Source organism: Lacinutrix sp., assembly GCF_023299985.1.
Taxonomy (GTDB): Bacteria; Bacteroidota; Bacteroidia; order Flavobacteriales; family Flavobacteriaceae; genus Lacinutrix.
The window spans coordinates 1-17,061 of record NZ_JALZVX010000179.1 but is presented as its reverse complement, the minus strand read 5'-3'; the positions used below and the strand labels follow the sequence as shown (position 1 = coordinate 17,061).

Below are 17,061 nucleotides of genomic sequence, written 5' to 3'. Positions count from 1 at the left end.
CTTCCAGATATTGAATACACTTTAGTAATAAATACTGCAGGCGGCAAAACCTACAGCTCCAACCAACAAACGTTAACACCAATTTCTCAAATAGATAATTTACACGCAGAATTTGTAGATGATGATGTTAATGGACCTGGAGTACAAGTTTTTGTGGATAGTAATAATTCAAATTCTGAAGCAAAATATTTTAGGTATGAGTATGAAGAAACATACCAAGTAATTCCACCATATTATTATCCATTAGAAGCTATTTTATCTAATTATGAAGAAGAAATTACTAACGGTGACATAAACGTTTTTTATGATGTAGACTTCTTAGAAAGGTCTCAAGAAGAAAAAACGTGTTATAGCACAATAACAAATAAAAATATCATTCAGACTACAACTAATGATTTAGAAGATAACATTGTTTTAAATTTTCCTGTAAGGTTTATTAATAATGAAATTGGAGCGGAAGATATTGGTATTCCTATTGAAGAAAATGTAACAGTAGCAGACATTAGTATTCTTAGAGATAGATATAGTATTCTTGTTAAACAATACGTCCAAAACATAGAATCTTACACCTTTTATAAAACTACAAATATATTAGGAAATAATGAAAGTGTTTTATCAGAAAGTCAACCAGGATCTGTTGAAGGTAACTTAAGTGGACTAGATAAAAATGAAAAAATCATAGGCTTTTTTGAAGTTAATTCAGTTTCAGAAAGACGAATATTTTTTAATTATAGCGACTTCAATTTACCACAACCAGATTATATATATAAGTGCGAAATTAAAGAATTAAACTTTTCGGACAATACAACTTTAGATTTTGATCTAAACGAAAGATCAGAAATATATCGATTAATTACAACGTTTTCTGACTTAAATTTCAACGATCAAATTATAGAAAACCCTCTTATTAATCCTAATTGGAAATTAAGTAATCCAGAATGCACAGATTGTACAACTGTAGGCACAAACATAGAACCAGACTTCTGGGTAGATTAATTATTATGAAAAACAACATATATATGTTCTTAACCTTAATTAATTTTATACTTCTCCCTTTTAGTTGCAGAGAAGAAATAGCACTCGAAACAGAAACATTCGAAAGTGTTTTGGTGGTAGAGGCTACTATTACAAATGAGTTAAAACGCCAAGAAGTAAAAATTTCACGCACCTTTTTACTTGAAGACAGTGAACAAATTCTAGAAAACAATGCAGATGTTAGCGTTACAGATAGCACAGGTAATAGTTTTAGCTTTTCTCAAAATACGGATAGTGTGTATGTCTCAGACATTGCTTTTGAAGCACTTCCAGATATTGAATACACTTTAGTAATAAATACTGCAGACGGCAAAACCTACAGTTCTAACCAGCAAACTTTAACACCAATTTCACAGATAGATAATTTACGGGCAGAATTTGTAGACGATAATGTTAATGGACCTGGAGTTCAAGTTTTTGTGGATAGTAATAATCCAAATTCTGATGTACAATACTTTAGATATGAATATGAAGAAACTTATAAAATAATTGTCCCATTCAATAATTTAATAGGTGTTAATTTCACAAATTTTATTGAAGTGGGTGATCTTTGCGGCAAACATGTATTTTATGACGTTGAATTTTTTGAAAAAACTGAAGAAGAAGGAACGTGTTTCAGCTCAAATAAAAACTTAAATATTTTACAAACAACTAGCACAAATCTATCAGATAATAACATTTTACGTTTTCCTATTCGTTTTCTTGCTGATGACGTTGAAGATGATATTATTGATACTAGCATTTTAAGAGAACGTTACAGTATAAAAGTAAGACAATACATTCAAAATATTGAAGCTTATAATTATTATAGAATATTGTCACTTTTAGGTGACACCGAAAGTGTTTTGTCTGAAACTCAACCTGGATTCTTAGAAAGTAATTTAACAGTTTTAAATGCGGATAGTAATCGTGTCATTGGCTTTTTTGAAGTCGCATCAGTATCAGAACAAAGAGTGTTTTTTAACTATCAAGATGTTAACATTCCACTACCAAATTACATTTTTAGCTGTGACGAAAGAATTTATGATTTTAATGATAATATCGATAGTTCTAACATGTGTGATGACGACGAGAATGAAAGAAATAGTTTATACCTTTTTGTTAATAATGAATATTACAAACTAATTAATTACGACGAAGAAACAGACATCTATAAAATAGCAAAACAAGAAATGTGTTAATTGTACTAGTGCAGGCACAAACGTACAACCAGATTTTTGGGTAGATTAATTTATACAAATTATGAAAAAACAAACTATATTATTACTAGTATTCCTTTTTGCAATCACCATGAAAGCACAAGTTAAGAAATCTAATTTTAGCGCTATCGACTTGTCTCAATTCTCTAAAGAGGAAGCACAAATAACAACTAATACTAACCTTGTTTTAGTAGGCGAATACCTGTATTACAAAATATCTGTACTAAATAACGGCAAGTTAAGCGCTATTAGTAAAATTGGCTATGTGGAACTTGTTGATGCTAGAAATAAAACCATTTTAAAGCATACATTAAATTTAAAGAATAGTGTAGCTAGTAATCGTATTTTTATACCAACAGAAATAAAAACAGGACATTATAAATTATTGGGTTATACCAATTGGACTAAAAATAACACTAAAAAAAGCTACTATACTAAAGACATATATGTTATTAATGCTTTTTCTAATAGCATCCAAAAAATACATAATATAGATAAAATAGTTAAAATAGTTAAAACTGAAACTATTAAAACTGATGAACTTAATAGTAATATTTCTGTAGCATCTGCGCAACAAACCTATTCAAATAGAGCGCTCGTTAAAATAAACGTTAATACTAATAAAATCTTTAAAAACGGTAATTATAGTCTCTCTATAAATAAGCTAGATTCCATAGCAATAGACAATACAAGCGAAACTAAATTTGCATCTAGTAAAGCTTCAAACACTCTCTACATTCCAGAAATGAGAGGTCAATTAATTGCTGGAAAAATTTCTAACTTAACAGATACCTTAGATATTAAAAATAAAAACATTGCGCTTTCAATTACTGGTAAAAACTATGTATTCAAAATTGCAGAAACTAATACTTCTGGTTTGTTTTTTTTTAACTTAAAAGATAAAATTGATAGTAATATTGCTACATTTCAAGTTATCGAAGATAACAACGAGGATTTTAAAATAAGTATACTAGAGAATACTAACAATAATTTTGAAGCTCTTTCTTTTAACACCCTTGATATAGACAGTAATTTAAAATACAGTATAGAACAACGTAATATTAAAAACCAAGTACAAAACGCATATTATCAAAATAAAAAAGACAGCATCCTATATCAAGATTATGCTCAAGAATTCTATAAAACAAAAGAAAAAGTGTATTTATTAGACGATTATACGCGATTTAAAACCGTTAGAGAAACGTTTATTGAAATAATAAACGAGGCTGGTATAAGAAAAGATGGAGACAATTATAGAATTATTGTATATGACCGTTACGACGAGAAAAAAAGCCAAGCCATTAGAAACATTGATCCTTTAGTAGTTGTCGATGGCATGATTGTACAAAACAACAACGATTTAGTAAACTACAATTCCGAAAAAATAAAATCTATTTCTATTGTTGTAGGTCAATACCTTTACGGTTCTAAATTATACCAAGGTGTTATTAATGTATCTACATTTACAAAAGATTTTAAAACGTCTCTATCTGGAGATTTTATTTTAGAAACTACTTTAAATTTACCAGAAGACGAAACTATATATTATCAACCAGAGTATATAAACCCATTAGATAATAAGCATATTCCAGACTACAGAAGGCAATTACTTTGGTTACCTAACGTTAAACTTACTGAGACTAATAACACCTTTAAAACTTATACTTCTGATGACAAAGGTACTTATAAGATAACATTAGAAGGTTACAGCAAAAATGGAGAACACACTATAAGCACTGGTTATTTTACAGTAAAATAATGAGGAGTTAATTTAAATTTATAAGCGTCTACAAAAGTTTAAATCACTTTATTGTAAAGGGTTTAACAACGACTCTGCAACTCTAAAGTTTAGTTCACCTTTTTCGTTTAGCGAATACACAACTAGCATTTCTCCCCAAAGTTGTCCATCGGTAAAATCGGCAATAATCCACTTGTGGTTTAATACACGAATAGAATTAATTATTACTTTACTGTTAGTTGTAGAGACATAAGGTACTAATGGATGCTCTTCACCTTCGTATTCGTTTTGAGAATAAAGCCCATCTTTAACCGTAGTTATTAACTTTTCTACATCGTAACCTTGATTTAAAAAATAGTCGTAAGAATACTCGTTATAATCAAAACTAAATTGAGATAGCTCGTGTATATTATCTTTTAGCACTAAAATTGAATCTTGGTACTTTTTTATTTGCACTTTAGAGCTTGATACTTTTTCGTTACTATCATCAAATATTTTTTTCGAGTTTATAAACTGAAATAATAACAGTAAGACTGAAAATATAAACAGATACATAAAAATGCGGTTTTTCATAATAGTAAAAAAATTAAGTGATTTTTAATATAAAATTTTAGTTAGTAACCTCTATTGTAAGTTCGTCGTAAGCTAAAAAAACGTTTTGAGGTAGTTTTTGTTGTACTTGATCGTGAAAACCTAGAAGATGACTAATATGTGTTAAATAAGCTTTTTTAGGTTTTAATTCTGAAATAACTTCTAAAGCTTCAGCTAAAGTAAAATGCGAAATGTGCTCTTCTTCTCTTAAAGCATTAATAACCAAAACATCTAAATTTTGAAGTTTTTGTTTTTCGGTTTCTGCAATTGTTTTCATATCTGTTAAATAAGCAAAATTGCCAAATCGATAGCCAAAAACTGGTAGTTTATAATGGAGCCCTTCAACAGGAATAATTTCTAAACCAAGTATTTTAAATGGTTTGTTTTTTATTTCATTTTGAATAAGGTTTGGTACACCAGGATATTTTATTTCGGAAGTAAAAATATACTCGAAACGCTGTTGTAATTGCCCTAAAACTCTATTGTGAGCATAAATATTAATATCACCTTGTTTAAAAAAAAACGGACGAACATCGTCCAGTCCAGCAGTGTGGTCTGCATGCTCATGTGTAAATATAAACGCGTCTATTTTTTCTGGATTGGCACGTAACATTTGTTGTCTAAAATCTGGACCACAATCTATAACAAACGTATAATCTTGCCATTGTATTAATATTGAAACACGCAAGCGTTTATCTTTAGGATTTGTACTTAAACAAACAGGATGCGTACTACCAATTACTGGTATGCCTTGCGAAGTTCCTGTTCCTAAAAATGTAATTTTCACTATTGGTAGTATTTATCACAAAAGTAAGTTATTTTTTTTGTTTGCTTTAGTTATTTGATACCTTTGTAAGCACCTAAATTAGATACTAAATTATGGAAATCACATTAAAAGGAGACAAGAATATAGAATCTATTCCTTCGTTAAAAGACAAAGCACTTCGTATTAATTTAAATGAAAATATTTACGGTACTTTTTCAGAGATTGGTGCAGGACAAGAAACTGTACGTCAGTTTTTTAGAGCTGGTGGTGGCTCTGGAACAATTGCCAAGGCAATGTCTGCTTACGATAAAGATTTTAGTGATGCTATTTATGGTATTGAAGAAGACAAGCGTTATGTAACCGAAGCACGTTTACGTAAAATGCTTGACCATGAAATGAACCTTACAGAACAACGCATTACTAGAGATAAGCATCCTAATAAAATGTTTTTTAGTTACGCAAATACTGTTGCAACCATAGATTTTGCAAAAAAATACAAAGGACACGGTTGGGTTGGTATAAAATACCAAGTCGATGCAAATCAAGATTATAACGAGATTGTTTTACATATTCGTTTTAAAGAAAACGATGCACGTTTACAACAAGAAACACTAGGTAAATTAGGTACAAACCTTATTTATGGTGCCTTTTACAAGTACAACCAACCTAGAAAATTACTACGCTATTTATACGACCATTTAGATAAAGACCAATTAGAAATTGATACTATTAATTTTTCTGGTCCTGTGTTCGAGAATGTAGATAACCGTTTAATGAGTTTACAATTGGTAAAAAACGGAATGACAGATGCTGTAATGTTTGCACCAGATGGAAATAACGTATTACCAGCAAGAGTACTTTACAAGCGTAACATATTAACGCTTCGTGGTAGTTTTAGACCTGTTACCAAAGTAAATATAGACATGTATAAAAAGTCTTTAGACATGTTTTTAAAAGAAAATAAGGTTGATGAAAATAAAACTCAAGTTATTTTCGAAATCACATTATCCAACCTTCGTGCAGAAGGCGAAATAGACGAGCAAGATTTTATGGATCGCGCAAAACTGCTATGTTCTTTAGGGCAAACAGTATTGATCTCTAATTTCCAAGAATATTACAAACTAGTAGAATACTTCTCTCAATACTCTAAAGCGAGAATGGGCTTAGCAATGGGAGTAAATAATTTAATAGACATTTTTGATGAAAAATACTACAGACATTTAAGTGGTGGTATTCTTGAAGCTTTTGGTAAACTCTTTTATAAAGATTTACGTGTATATCTCTACCCAATGAAAAACAAAGATGGTACTTTAACTACTAGCGATAATTTAAAAGTGCATCCACGAATGAAAGAACTTTACAAGTTCTTTAAATACAATGGTAAAGTAGTAGATATTACAGATTATGATCCAGATACCTTATCTGTTTTTTCTAGAAAAGTACTAAGCATGATTAATAAAGGTGAAGATGGTTGGCAAGCTATGTTACCAGAAGGTGTAAGTAAGTTAATTATGGAGAAAAGTTTGTTTGGTTGTGAGACTGAAGAGATACATAATCGTGAGTAGAGTTTTTGTATTTGTAACTATTTATAATTTATTAAAAGATACAGTCATTATTTAACTATTGACTAATGCTGTTTTTTAGTATTGATAAATAATTATACGGAAATAAAATTCAAACTAAAAAACTAATTACACTCCATACTACTAAAACAACACTTCATCCAATTTAAAGTTTAAGCACAATAGATTTATTGCATATTTGATTAACCAATTAAATATAAAAACATGTTTTACAAAACTTTAATGTTTATGCACTTATTTACAATACTTCCTGCCTTTGTTTTAGGAACTATTAGTTTTATTCTAAAAAAAGGCACAACATTACATAAAGTTTTAGGTAGAGTTTACATGGTTCTTATGTTATTTACTGCTTTAGTTACTTTATTTCTACCAGCTGCTGTTGGTCCAACTTTATTTAATCACTTTGGGTGGATTCATTTTTTTAGTTTTCTTACTATTTACACAGTACCAACTGCTTACACAGCCATTAAAAAAGGCAATATTAAAGTGCATAAACATAAAATGATAGGGCTCTACTTTGGTGCCTTAATTATAGCAGGCGCTTTTACTTTTATGCCTGGTCGTTATTTACATTCTGTTTTCTTCGGATAAATAAATGCTAACATTAAAAGCGTTTTAACAAAACCTTAGAAGTAAATAAGTAGTTAGACTCTATCTTTGTGAAAAAGATAAAACTTATGTTTGGTATATTTAAAAAGAAAAGCAAACTCGATAAACTTCAAGAACAGTATAAAGGCTTACTAGAAGAAGCTTTTAAATTATCTAAAAGTAGCAGAAGTGAGAGCGATAAAAAACAAGCAGAAGCTCAAAAAATTTTAGAACAAATAGAAATACTACAACAACAGTAAATAGAGTATCTTCGTGCAAAATATTTTTTAATTACAACTTATGAATTGTCTTCTTACTGGAGGAACTGGAATTGTTGGAAGTCACGTTATATTCGATTGGCTTAAGCAAAACATTTCTAATAATACGCAAGAACACCTTTATGTTGTTATTAGAGATAATACTATTACTGCTAAAGAACGTTTGGTAAATATATTAAACAATAATAGTAAACCAGACTATCTTAAAGCTATTAGCATAGAGAAATGTCTTGAAAAAATCACAGTAATTACAGAAGACCTTGTTACTATAAAAAAAGAAAAACTAGAAGCTTATAACTTTTCTAAAATAATACATTGCGCTGGTTCTACTAATTTATCTCATGCAACAAACTCTAAAACTGTTGTTCACGAGCAAAATTATTTGGCTACACATCAACTTTTAGAAAATCTTCCAGAAGCTGTTAATCGTTTTATTTATATAAGTACAGCCTATTCTTTTGGTATTCAAAATGAAGTGGTAAACGATAGTATTTCAAAATACAATGTAGATACATTTAGAAATCCTTACGAGCAGTCTAAATACGAAACCGAGAAATATGTTATTGAAAAATGCAAAGACATTAACATTGCATCTCAAATTTTAAGACCTAGTATTATTTGTGGTCGTTTAATAGACAAGCCGTTTTTCGAAACACCAAAGTTTGATGTTTTCTACTCTTGGCCAATGTTTTTAGATAAATACTCTAAGAAGTTTACAGATGCTTTTAGAATTTGGATACATAAAGAAAGTGGACTTAATATAGTGCCTGTCGATTTTGTGTCTAAAGCAATTTTATATGCTGTTGAACATCCAGAAATAAAAGAACTTAATATAGTAAACCCAGAACAAGTTTTACACAAAGATTATGTTGGTAAAGTGTTAGAATCTTTCGAGATAAGTAATTATGAATACATCGATAAAATGCCACTAAACCTTAATAGTTTCGAAGCCATCTATTATAAAACTATTGGGCAATTATTTGAAAACTATATTTCTATTCCAGACCTTCAGTTTGATGCCAAGCGCATAAAAGATATTATTAGTCAATTAAAGTTAGAAACAACACTTGGTGTGCATGAAAATTTTATGAACTTGATTAATTTTTCGGTAGAGAAAAAATTTAAGCAGAGCTATTAATTAAGTGCTTAAAAAAACTAAGTTATAGACCATTAATAAACTTAATAGTTTGTACGTTAAACGTTTCTGGTTGTTCTACATTTACAACATGTCCACAATTTTCAATTACTAACAATGTAGATTCTATATGTTTAGCAACTATATTTTTTATTGAAGGTAAAAACAAGTGATCTTGTTCTCCCATAACATACAAGGTTGGTATTTTTATATCTTTTGCTCTAAAAAAACGTAGTAATGGATTTATTTCTGATGTTAATTTAAACCAACGTACAAATTCTTTTTGGTATAATTTTTTTGCTTCATTTACAAAAAGTAAACGCGATTTTTTATGGTTTTTTCTAGGCATAATAATAAATGCAAAAAACTTATAAAGCATCATATATGGTACTACAGATTTAAAAACAACACCTAGTTTAATAAGTACTTGCGAACGAAAATTTAATTTCATTATTGCTCCTCCCATTATCATACTTTGTACACGTTCTGGATGGTTTTCGGCAAGATTTCTAATTAAAATAGTCCCTAAAGAGATACCAATAAAATGAGATTTTTTAATCTTTAAGTGGTCTATAACTTCTACTATATCATTTGTAATAGAATTAAAAGTATATTTAGAATTAAAAGCATCTTTTAAACCTGGTTTAGAATTACCATGACCTCTTAAATCTAAAATTAAGACATTAAACTCTGCTTTAAAACTTCTTATTTGCTTAAACCAAATAGACGAGCTTCCTCCTGCTCCATGGACAAAAGTAACCCAATCGGTTGCGGTTTCATGTAAATAAGTAGTGTAGTTTAACATAGTGCTAATTTACATAAAGTCTTTTAAAACAGCTACAACATAATCTATTTCTGCCATAGTATTATATTTAGAAAATGAAAACCTAAGCGAAGGTTTTTGCATATCGTCATTACTTAAAATTTGCGATAACACGTGAGAACCTTTAGAGCTACCACTTTGGCATGCACTTCCTTTTGAACAGGCAATACCTTTTAAGTCTAATTGAAACAATAATATTAGTGCTTTTTCTGGCGCAATTGGTAAACAAACATTAACTAACGTGTATGTACTTGTCTCTAAATCTCTAGAACTTCCATTAAAAGTTGCTTTTGGAAAAGCTTCAGAAATAACTTTAATAAAATATTGTTTTAAGGTTGTTATATAAGCGCGTTCTTCTTTTAAATTAATATAAGAGAGCTTTAGCGCTTCTTCTAAACCTACAATATTATGCACAGACTCTGTTCCTGCTCTTGTTCCACGTTCTTGCTCTCCACCAAAAATTAATGGTTTTATACCAGAATTCTTTTTTATATAAGCAAAACCTACACCTTTTGGTCCATGAAATTTGTGCGCACTAACAGCTAGAAAATCAATATTTATATCTTGTAAATCTAACTCGTAATGCCCTACAGATTGCACAGTATCACTATGAAATAATGCACTATTAGCTTTACATAATTCTCCAACACGTTTAAGATCTAAAATATTACCAATCTCGTTATTAATATGCATTAAACTCACCATTTTTTTATTTGGCAGTTGTAATAATTCTTCTAAATGCTTGTAATTTATATGTCCATCATCTTCTAAATCTACAAATTTAACAGTAATATTATATTCGAGTTTTAGTTGATTTACAGTATGTAAAACAGCATGATGCTCTATGCGTGAAGTAATTATTGTTTTTACTCCCAAATCTCTAACAGCACTTCTAAGCGCAAGATTATCTGCTTCTGTTCCTCCAGAAGTAAATATAATTTCGGATGCAGAACAATTAAGTTGCTTAGCTACAGTTTTTCTAGTATTTTCAACCATAGACTTTGCAGTACGTCCATAACTATGTGTTGAAGAGGCATTACCATAACACTCATGCATTACAGTTGCCATTTTCTCAATAACCTCTGTTCTTAATTGTGTTGTTGCAGCATTATCAAAATAAACTTGCTTCATTATTTGGGAAAACTTTAATATTAGTTGTAAATCCTTTGTAATGCTCTATTTTAATAGGAAAAAAGCATTTTTAAGATCACAAAAATAAGGCAAATAAAATTAATTTCAATAAGCTGCGTTATCATTTACACAATTCTGTTATTTTTGTTTCATCTTACAAAAGATATAAAACACTTATAATTAAAAGTAGTAACATTTAAAATGCTTGTTTTTATCAAAAAATAAAGAGAACACACATGAGAATTATTTTTTCTTTTTTAGCCTTAGCATTTCTTTTTACAAGTTGCGATGATGGCGATATTATTACAGCCGAATTAGACTTTGACGATACTTTTGTTACTAAAGATTGTGATGGTAGTTTAATATGTTTTAAAATTAAAACAGATCCTGCAGAGTCACTTTCTGTTGTGTTTAATACAACACTTGAAGATTTAATAGAAACAGCTCCAGATACCACTAACCCTTTATTAATAAATTTGGTTAATAACAATCCAAACTTTACCATTAGTTCTTCTAACCCTTTTAATTACAGAACGTATAGTAATCCTATTACAGAAAATGCATTTTGCAGTGTTATTCCACCTTCAAACCTAGGTGTTATTAACGATTTTATTTCAACCCAAGGTACTGCTGCATTTATTATTGTTTTAACAGAAGACGATAACGATGGTATTCCTGCAGAGATGGAAGACATAAATGGTGATGGTGATTTAGATAATGATGATACTGATGGTGACGGTTTACCAAATTATTTAGACGACGACGATGATGGCGATAATGTAAAAACGGCTACCGAACTTTTCGATTTTAGTGATATAGATACAGATGCTAATCCATTAACCAACCCTGAAGATACTGATGCAGATGGGATCCCAAATTATTTAGATACAGACGACGACCAAGATGGTGTGTTAACTGTCAATGAAGATGCAGATGGAAATCTAAATCCTGCAAACGATATAGAAAATAATAATGTTGGTCCAAATTATTTAAATGAAGTTGTAGTTAATTCTATTCCTGCAACTGAATATAGTGCTCACCAAATAAATCAAAGTTTTAGGTTAGAACTTACTCTTGGAGGTATTGTTTTGCCAATACTAATTCAAGAGGTAGTTGAATTTGGTACTCTAACTAGAACACAATCTAGAGTAGCTACTCCTACATTTTAATTATAATAATTAAAAAACTAATCGTGAGGCTTTATATTTTGATAAATATAAACCTCTGTAGCACCTTGACCGTATTTTTTATAGTCGGCATCGTAAAATTTTAAATTATTATAACGCTTAAACAAATATTCTAATTCCATTTTAAGCGTGCCTTCTCCTACGCCATGAATAAAAACAATTTTTTGTATTTTCTTTTGCATAGCAAACTCTAACTTATGTTTTGCAGTATCTAACTGAATTAGCTTTTTATCATGGCTACTTAAATGTCTTTCAGATTTTACTAAATGATGAATATGCAAATCGACTTCCATAGTAGGTTGAAAACGCTCTTTTGGCTTAACTCTTGGGAGTGTTCTTTTTTTATTTGATGTTTTTTCTGAAAGCACCTGATGTATACTTTTATTACTAAAAGCTGCTTTTCTAAGACTATCACCTTCCTTTTTTACAATTTCTGAAGCGTTAAAAGTTAACTCAAAACCATCTTGATCTTCAATAGTTATTTCAGAATTAACTATTTTAATAACTTCTCCAGAAAGCGCCTCGTCTAAAACATATACGTAATCACCAATTTTAAAACTCATTCTTCTTCGTCTATAACTTTATAATCATTTTTTGGCGGTTTACTATTTAAGGTCGAACTAATTCTATACAAGCCAAACATTAATGCAAAAATACCTAAGACTAAAAGTATAGTATTTTGTTTCTCGTTTGCATTAGCATAAATAGCTATACTTCCTCCTAAAATAATAAGTAAATAACTTATTGTGTTTTTATGTTTCATTTTTAATAATAAAATGCGAATATAAATATTTATGGTTGTATTAACCTGAATTAATAATCTATAAATATGTTAATCCTCGATAATATAAAATACTAAAAATAATCAATTAAAATTCCTTATATTTGTATTAAATTAACGATATTAAAACACACTCTTAATACTTTATGAAGATCTATTATAACACATTTATTTTATACTTTTTATCTAGTTTTTGCTATGCACAACTAACAGTTAAAAACGATACTTACGTATTTGTAGATGGAGCAGGTTTTACAAGTGCTACTGTAACTCCAGATGTAGCTCCTTTATTTGTTACAGATGATGTAAGAATAGAGGATACAAGTAATATTTTTCTTCGTAATGATGCGCAATTACTTCAAGGCACTGGAACAACAGGAAATTCTGGTACTGGAACATTAAGCGTCTATCAAGAAGGAACAGTACACAACTATGCTTACAACTATTGGGCTTCACCAGTTGGTAATATAAATACAGATACTAATGGCAACAGCCCTTTTAAAGCTAATGCTTCTATTTTTAACGATGCTACTGGTCTAATTACTAGTAATCCAGCGATAATGCTTCCTCAAGGTAGTAACAATGGTACTTCTTCACCTTTAGCAATAGCCAGTTATTGGTTATGGGCATTCTCACCAGGTACACAATACTCCGAATGGGATTATATTGGTGATGGTGCAGATTTAGCTGCAGGTTATGGTTTTTCTATGAAAGGCACATCTGGCTCAGCAAATAACCAACAATACGATTTTAAAGGAAAGCCTAATTCTGGGACAATGAATACTGCAGTTTTAAATGGAAACTACACTTTAGTAGGTAACCCTTATCCTTCTGCTTTAGATGCTGCAGCTTATATACATGACACAAATAACGCAAGTATAATTACTGGAACTTTATTTTTCTGGGAACATGATTTAAGTGTTGCATCTCACGTTTTAACACAATATGTTGGTGGTTATGCTACTTATACCATTATGGCTGACGGTTCTATGGAATCTTTTGTTCCTGCTCCTTTTGCTACCTTAGGAAGCGATGGATTTCCAGTTGGCGGAAGCTCTCCCTCTACAAGTGGTAAAGAGGTTAGACGCTATATTCCTATAGGGCAAGGTTTCATGATTGAAGGTGCTGCTGATGGAAACGCACAAGTAAAAAATAGCCATAGAGTTTATTATAAAGAAAATGATGCAGCTAGTGAATTCTTTAAAAATACAAATACTAACTCAAATTTTGATGGAGAAGTTAATAATTCTAGCAATGGATTAGTTTACGATGCAGATGGTTTTCAAATACTTCCAGATCTTGAAGGTATTAAGCGTTTTAGATTAAAGGTTGATTTTAATAATGAAATAACAAGACAATTGTTACACAATTTTCATCCAAGTGCAACTAATGGTTTTGATTATGGATTAGAATCTAACAACCTAGAACCTAACACAAGAGACGCTTATTTTATTTTAGGTGATATGCCATACATTACACAGGCTCATAATTTTGACATAGACTTAAAGATTCCTCTAGTAATTAGTATAGATGCAGATATTCCTGTTAAAGTAAGATTATTTGATGTTCAAAATTTTAATGACCAATCTATTTACTTGCATGATAAAATAACAGATGTTTATCACGATATAACTGTATTAGATTTTAATATAAACCTAGCAACAGGAACTTATACCAATCGTTTTGAAATTACATTTACAAATAATGATTCCACACTTTCAGTAGATGAGTTTGAAGCATCTGGTTTTACAGTTTTTCAAAACAATACCATTTCTAAATTAGTGGTATCGAATCCAAAATCTTTAGCAATTAAGTCTGTTGCTTTAATAGATGTTACTGGAAAGCAAGTTTTCAAAAAAACAGATTTAAATAATAATACACGTTACGAGTTTTCTACTAAAAACTTAAGCGCTGGTGTTTATATCGCTTCTATTACACTAGATAATAATAACACAACAAGTAAAAAAGTTGTTATTAGCAATAAATAATAACTTAAAATAGTGCTGATAGCACAAAAAAACTGCTTTTTAAAAAAAGCAGTTTTTTTTATAAAAAATTTTACATTTGTTCAAATGTTATTAATGCAAGAGCAATACATGTTACCATGCCTAAACAAGAAACTATTTGGTTTCGAATGTATGGGTTGTGGTATGCAACGAAGCTTATCTTTATTATTTCATGGAGAGTTTATAGCCGCTTTTAAAATGTATCCAGCTATTTATCTATTAGTACCATTTGCCATAGTTATTGTAACCTCTTTTTTTTATAAATTTAAATACATAAATAAAATTATTAATGGATTGGCAATAGCCTCTGTTCTAATTATTATTATTAGTTTTATAGCCAAGAAAATTTTTTAAATCAATATAACCAATTATGAAAAAACAATTAAACCCAACATTAGTTTACGTATTATCTATTATAGGTCTTTTATGCTGTTGCTTTGGTGGATTAGGTATCTTTTTATCTGCTCCAGCTTATTTTGTGGCTAATGGCAAAATAAAAGATGCGCAACTAAATCCAAACGATTATGAAGGTAATACAAAAAAAATGGAAACAGCTAAACTAATAGCGTTAATAGTTTCAATCATATGTATTCTAAATTTAATATATACAATTTATAGTATATCTACTGTTGGTTGGGATGAAATGACAGAGCAATTTAGACAAGCTATGGAAGAAGCACAATCAGCTCAGTAAATTAAGAATATAATTAAACAAAAAAAGCCTTTTAGTATAATACTAAAAGGCTTTTTCTATTATAGAATACTAATTTCTATTTTTCAAATTGCTTCAACGTTTTAGTAATAATAGAAACACAATCTAATAATTGTGCTTTAGTCATAACTAAAGGAGGTGCAAAACGGATAATATTACCATGTGTAGGTTTAGCTAATAAGCCATTATCTCTTAAGGCCATACATATATTCCAAGCAGTATCGCTATCTTCTGTATCGTTTATTAAAATAGCATTTAATAAACCTTTACCTCTTACACCATTAACAATATTAGAAGTTTCAATAAACTTAGCAAGTTCTGCTCTAAATAATTCTCCTAAAACTTGAGCGTTTTCAGCAAGGTTTTCATCTTTAATAACTTCTAAAGCTGCCATTCCTACAGCAGCAGCTATTGGATTTCCACCAAAAGTACTACCATGGTTTCCTGGCTTTATAACATCCATTATTTCATTGTTTGCTAAAACTGCAGAAACAGGATAAGCGCCTCCAGATAAGGCTTTACCAAGAATCAAAATATCTGCTTTAACTTCTGGTGTTCCAGAACAATGCTTGTCTGTACAAGAACAATTTCCACAAGTTGCCAATAAACGACCAGTTCTTGCTATTCCTGTTTGTACTTCGTCTGCAATAAATAAAACGTTATGCTTTTTACATAATGCTTTTGCTTTTGCTAAATAACCATCAGAAGGTACATAAACTCCAGCTTCACCTTGAATAGGTTCTACAAGAAAACCTGCTACGTTTTTATTATTATCTAAAGCGTCTTCTAAAGCTTTTAAATTATCGTATTCAATTTTAATGAATCCTTTTGTATAAGGTCCAAAGTTTTTTCTTGCTACAGGATCGTTAGAGAACGAAATAATTGTAGTGGTTCTACCATGAAAATTATTTTCGCAAACAATAATTTCTGCTTCATTTTCTGCGATTCCTTTTACTTCGTAAGCCCATTTTCTACACATTTTTAAAGCAGTTTCTACAGCTTCTGCTCCTGTATTCATTGGTAATAACTTGTCGTAATTAAAAGTATCTGTAGCGTATTTTTCAAACTTACCTAACATATCATTGTAAAAGGCACGAGAGGTTAAGGTTAAGGTTTGTGCTTGCGCTGTCATTGCTCCAACAATTTTTGGGTGACAGTGCCCTTGGTTTACAGCAGAATAAGCCGAAAGGAAATCGTAATATTGTTTACCTTCTACGTCCCAAACGTATACGCCTTCTCCTCTACTAAGTACTACAGGAAGTGGATGGTAATTGTGTGCACCATATTCGTTTTCTAAATCCATCGCTTGTTGCGACGTTAAATGTTCTAAAACAGCCATATTAAATGTGTTTATATAAATGAATAAAATATCCATTCCTTATCTACCTTTTTCCTTTCGAAGAGTCGAAAATTCAGCGTGGGAAAGAAATCATCCCTAAGAGAATGCAAATTAGTAAATATTAGTTGCTAATTAAAATTTTTACGAAGTGTTTTTTAGTACTAAAAAA

18 protein-coding genes are annotated in these 17,061 nt (G+C 30.0%); 11 read left to right on the top strand and 7 right to left on the bottom strand.

Annotation, left to right across the window (positions count from 1 at the left end):
• The 3 genes from Q0C58_RS09715 to Q0C58_RS09705 all read left to right on the top strand — a co-directional run.
• A partial coding sequence (locus tag Q0C58_RS09715; protein WP_290700685.1) for a DUF4249 family protein occupies positions 1-996 on the top strand: 996 nt, incomplete at its 5' end.
• Between the two features lie 5 nt (positions 997-1,001).
• Positions 1,002-2,216 (top strand): DUF4249 domain-containing protein, encoded by a 1,215-nt coding sequence (locus tag Q0C58_RS09710; RefSeq protein WP_290700683.1) that lies wholly within the window; start codon positions 1,002-1,004, stop codon positions 2,214-2,216.
• Positions 2,217-2,277: 61 nt separating this feature from the next.
• Positions 2,278-3,993, top strand: coding sequence for a hypothetical protein (locus Q0C58_RS09705; RefSeq protein WP_290700681.1), 1,716 nt, complete (start codon positions 2,278-2,280; stop codon positions 3,991-3,993).
• A 48-nt stretch (positions 3,994-4,041) separates the two neighbouring features.
• Here the strand turns inward: Q0C58_RS09705 and Q0C58_RS09700 are convergent, their stop codons facing one another.
• Together Q0C58_RS09700 and Q0C58_RS09695 are read right to left on the bottom strand one after the other, a co-directional pair.
• Positions 4,042-4,527, bottom strand: a complete 486-nt coding sequence (locus tag Q0C58_RS09700; protein WP_290700678.1) for a hydrolase — start codon at positions 4,525-4,527, stop codon at positions 4,042-4,044.
• 55 nt (positions 4,528-4,582) lie between these two features.
• A complete protein-coding gene (locus Q0C58_RS09695; RefSeq protein WP_290700675.1) occupies positions 4,583-5,350 on the bottom strand; it encodes an MBL fold metallo-hydrolase in 768 nt (255 codons plus the stop codon).
• A 92-nt stretch (positions 5,351-5,442) separates the two neighbouring features.
• On the opposite strand from Q0C58_RS09695, the gene Q0C58_RS09690 reads away from it, so the two are divergent.
• The 4 genes from Q0C58_RS09690 to Q0C58_RS09675 all read left to right on the top strand — a co-directional run bounded on the left by Q0C58_RS09690 (position 5,443) and on the right by Q0C58_RS09675 (position 8,916).
• Positions 5,443-6,894 carry a TonB-dependent receptor gene (locus tag Q0C58_RS09690; protein WP_290700672.1) on the top strand — a complete coding sequence of 484 codons (1,452 nt, stop codon included), beginning with the start codon at positions 5,443-5,445 and terminating at the stop codon, positions 6,892-6,894.
• 222 nt (positions 6,895-7,116) lie between these two features.
• On the top strand, positions 7,117-7,503 hold the full coding sequence (locus Q0C58_RS09685; protein ID WP_290700669.1) for a DUF2306 domain-containing protein: 387 nt from the start codon (positions 7,117-7,119) through the stop codon (positions 7,501-7,503).
• A gap of 68 nt (positions 7,504-7,571) precedes the next feature.
• On the top strand, positions 7,572-7,760 hold the full coding sequence (locus tag Q0C58_RS09680; protein ID WP_366841588.1) for a Lacal_2735 family protein: 189 nt from the start codon (positions 7,572-7,574) through the stop codon (positions 7,758-7,760).
• Positions 7,761-7,800: 40 nt separating this feature from the next.
• Positions 7,801-8,916 (top strand): SDR family oxidoreductase, encoded by a 1,116-nt coding sequence (locus Q0C58_RS09675; RefSeq protein ID WP_290700666.1) that lies wholly within the window; start codon positions 7,801-7,803, stop codon positions 8,914-8,916.
• Positions 8,917-8,938: 22 nt separating this feature from the next.
• Here the strand turns inward: Q0C58_RS09675 and Q0C58_RS09670 are convergent, their stop codons facing one another.
• Positions 8,939-9,718 carry an alpha/beta hydrolase gene (locus tag Q0C58_RS09670; protein WP_290700663.1) on the bottom strand — a complete coding sequence of 260 codons (780 nt, stop codon included), beginning with the start codon at positions 9,716-9,718 and terminating at the stop codon, positions 8,939-8,941.
• Between the two features lie 9 nt (positions 9,719-9,727).
• Complete coding sequence (locus Q0C58_RS09665) at positions 9,728-10,867, bottom strand: cysteine desulfurase family protein (protein WP_290700661.1); 1,140 nt, start codon at positions 10,865-10,867, stop codon at positions 9,728-9,730.
• 236 nt (positions 10,868-11,103) lie between these two features.
• Here Q0C58_RS09665 and Q0C58_RS09660 point away from each other — a divergent pair, with 236 nt between their 5' ends.
• Positions 11,104-12,036 carry a hypothetical protein gene (locus Q0C58_RS09660; protein WP_290700658.1) on the top strand — a complete coding sequence of 311 codons (933 nt, stop codon included), beginning with the start codon at positions 11,104-11,106 and terminating at the stop codon, positions 12,034-12,036.
• Between the two features lie 17 nt (positions 12,037-12,053).
• Here the strand turns inward: Q0C58_RS09660 and Q0C58_RS09655 are convergent, their stop codons facing one another.
• Positions 12,054-12,617, bottom strand: coding sequence for a Smr/MutS family protein (locus Q0C58_RS09655; protein WP_290700655.1), 564 nt, complete (start codon positions 12,615-12,617; stop codon positions 12,054-12,056).
• Positions 12,614-12,817 (bottom strand): hypothetical protein, encoded by a 204-nt coding sequence (locus Q0C58_RS09650; protein WP_290700652.1) that lies wholly within the window; start codon positions 12,815-12,817, stop codon positions 12,614-12,616. Before Q0C58_RS09650 ends, Q0C58_RS09655 begins: the two co-directional genes overlap by 4 nt.
• A 164-nt stretch (positions 12,818-12,981) precedes the next feature.
• Between Q0C58_RS09650 and Q0C58_RS09645 the strand changes: the two genes are divergently transcribed.
• The 3 genes from Q0C58_RS09645 (at position 12,982) to Q0C58_RS09635 (ending at position 15,535) form a co-directional block, all read left to right on the top strand.
• Positions 12,982-14,823 carry a T9SS type A sorting domain-containing protein gene (locus tag Q0C58_RS09645; protein WP_290700649.1) on the top strand — a complete coding sequence of 614 codons (1,842 nt, stop codon included), beginning with the start codon at positions 12,982-12,984 and terminating at the stop codon, positions 14,821-14,823.
• A 93-nt stretch (positions 14,824-14,916) separates the two neighbouring features.
• Positions 14,917-15,195: a DUF2752 domain-containing protein gene (locus tag Q0C58_RS09640; RefSeq protein ID WP_290700647.1), complete on the top strand. Its 279-nt coding sequence runs from the start codon at positions 14,917-14,919 to the stop codon at positions 15,193-15,195.
• A 16-nt stretch (positions 15,196-15,211) separates the two neighbouring features.
• Complete coding sequence (locus Q0C58_RS09635; RefSeq protein WP_290700645.1) at positions 15,212-15,535, top strand: CCC motif membrane protein; 324 nt, start codon at positions 15,212-15,214, stop codon at positions 15,533-15,535.
• Between the two features lie 76 nt (positions 15,536-15,611).
• Here the strand turns inward: Q0C58_RS09635 and rocD are convergent, their stop codons facing one another.
• The gene (rocD, locus tag Q0C58_RS09630; protein ID WP_290700687.1) at positions 15,612-16,892 is read right to left on the bottom strand and encodes an ornithine--oxo-acid transaminase; all 1,281 of its coding nucleotides are present in this window, start codon (positions 16,890-16,892) and stop codon (positions 15,612-15,614) included.
• Positions 16,893-17,061: the final 169 nt, after the last annotated feature.

Coding starts and splice junctions, on each gene's coding strand:
- Q0C58_RS09710 (WP_290700683.1), top strand. CDS start 1,002: ATGAAAAACAACATATATATGTTCTTAACCTTAATTAATTTTATACTT.
- Q0C58_RS09705 (WP_290700681.1), top strand. CDS start 2,278: ATGAAAAAACAAACTATATTATTACTAGTATTCCTTTTTGCAATCACC.
- Q0C58_RS09700 (WP_290700678.1), bottom strand. CDS start 4,527: ATGTATCTGTTTATATTTTCAGTCTTACTGTTATTATTTCAGTTTATA.
- Q0C58_RS09690 (WP_290700672.1), top strand. CDS start 5,443: ATGGAAATCACATTAAAAGGAGACAAGAATATAGAATCTATTCCTTCG.
- Q0C58_RS09685 (WP_290700669.1), top strand. CDS start 7,117: ATGTTTTACAAAACTTTAATGTTTATGCACTTATTTACAATACTTCCT.
- Q0C58_RS09675 (WP_290700666.1), top strand. CDS start 7,801: ATGAATTGTCTTCTTACTGGAGGAACTGGAATTGTTGGAAGTCACGTT.
- Q0C58_RS09670 (WP_290700663.1), bottom strand. CDS start 9,718: ATGTTAAACTACACTACTTATTTACATGAAACCGCAACCGATTGGGTT.
- Q0C58_RS09665 (WP_290700661.1), bottom strand. CDS start 10,867: ATGAAGCAAGTTTATTTTGATAATGCTGCAACAACACAATTAAGAACA.
- Q0C58_RS09660 (WP_290700658.1), top strand. CDS start 11,104: ATGAGAATTATTTTTTCTTTTTTAGCCTTAGCATTTCTTTTTACAAGT.
- Q0C58_RS09655 (WP_290700655.1), bottom strand. CDS start 12,617: ATGAGTTTTAAAATTGGTGATTACGTATATGTTTTAGACGAGGCGCTT.
- Q0C58_RS09650 (WP_290700652.1), bottom strand. CDS start 12,817: ATGAAACATAAAAACACAATAAGTTATTTACTTATTATTTTAGGAGGA.
- Q0C58_RS09645 (WP_290700649.1), top strand. CDS start 12,982: ATGAAGATCTATTATAACACATTTATTTTATACTTTTTATCTAGTTTT.
- Q0C58_RS09640 (WP_290700647.1), top strand. CDS start 14,917: ATGCAAGAGCAATACATGTTACCATGCCTAAACAAGAAACTATTTGGT.
- Q0C58_RS09635 (WP_290700645.1), top strand. CDS start 15,212: ATGAAAAAACAATTAAACCCAACATTAGTTTACGTATTATCTATTATA.
- rocD (WP_290700687.1), bottom strand. CDS start 16,892: ATGGCTGTTTTAGAACATTTAACGTCGCAACAAGCGATGGATTTAGAA.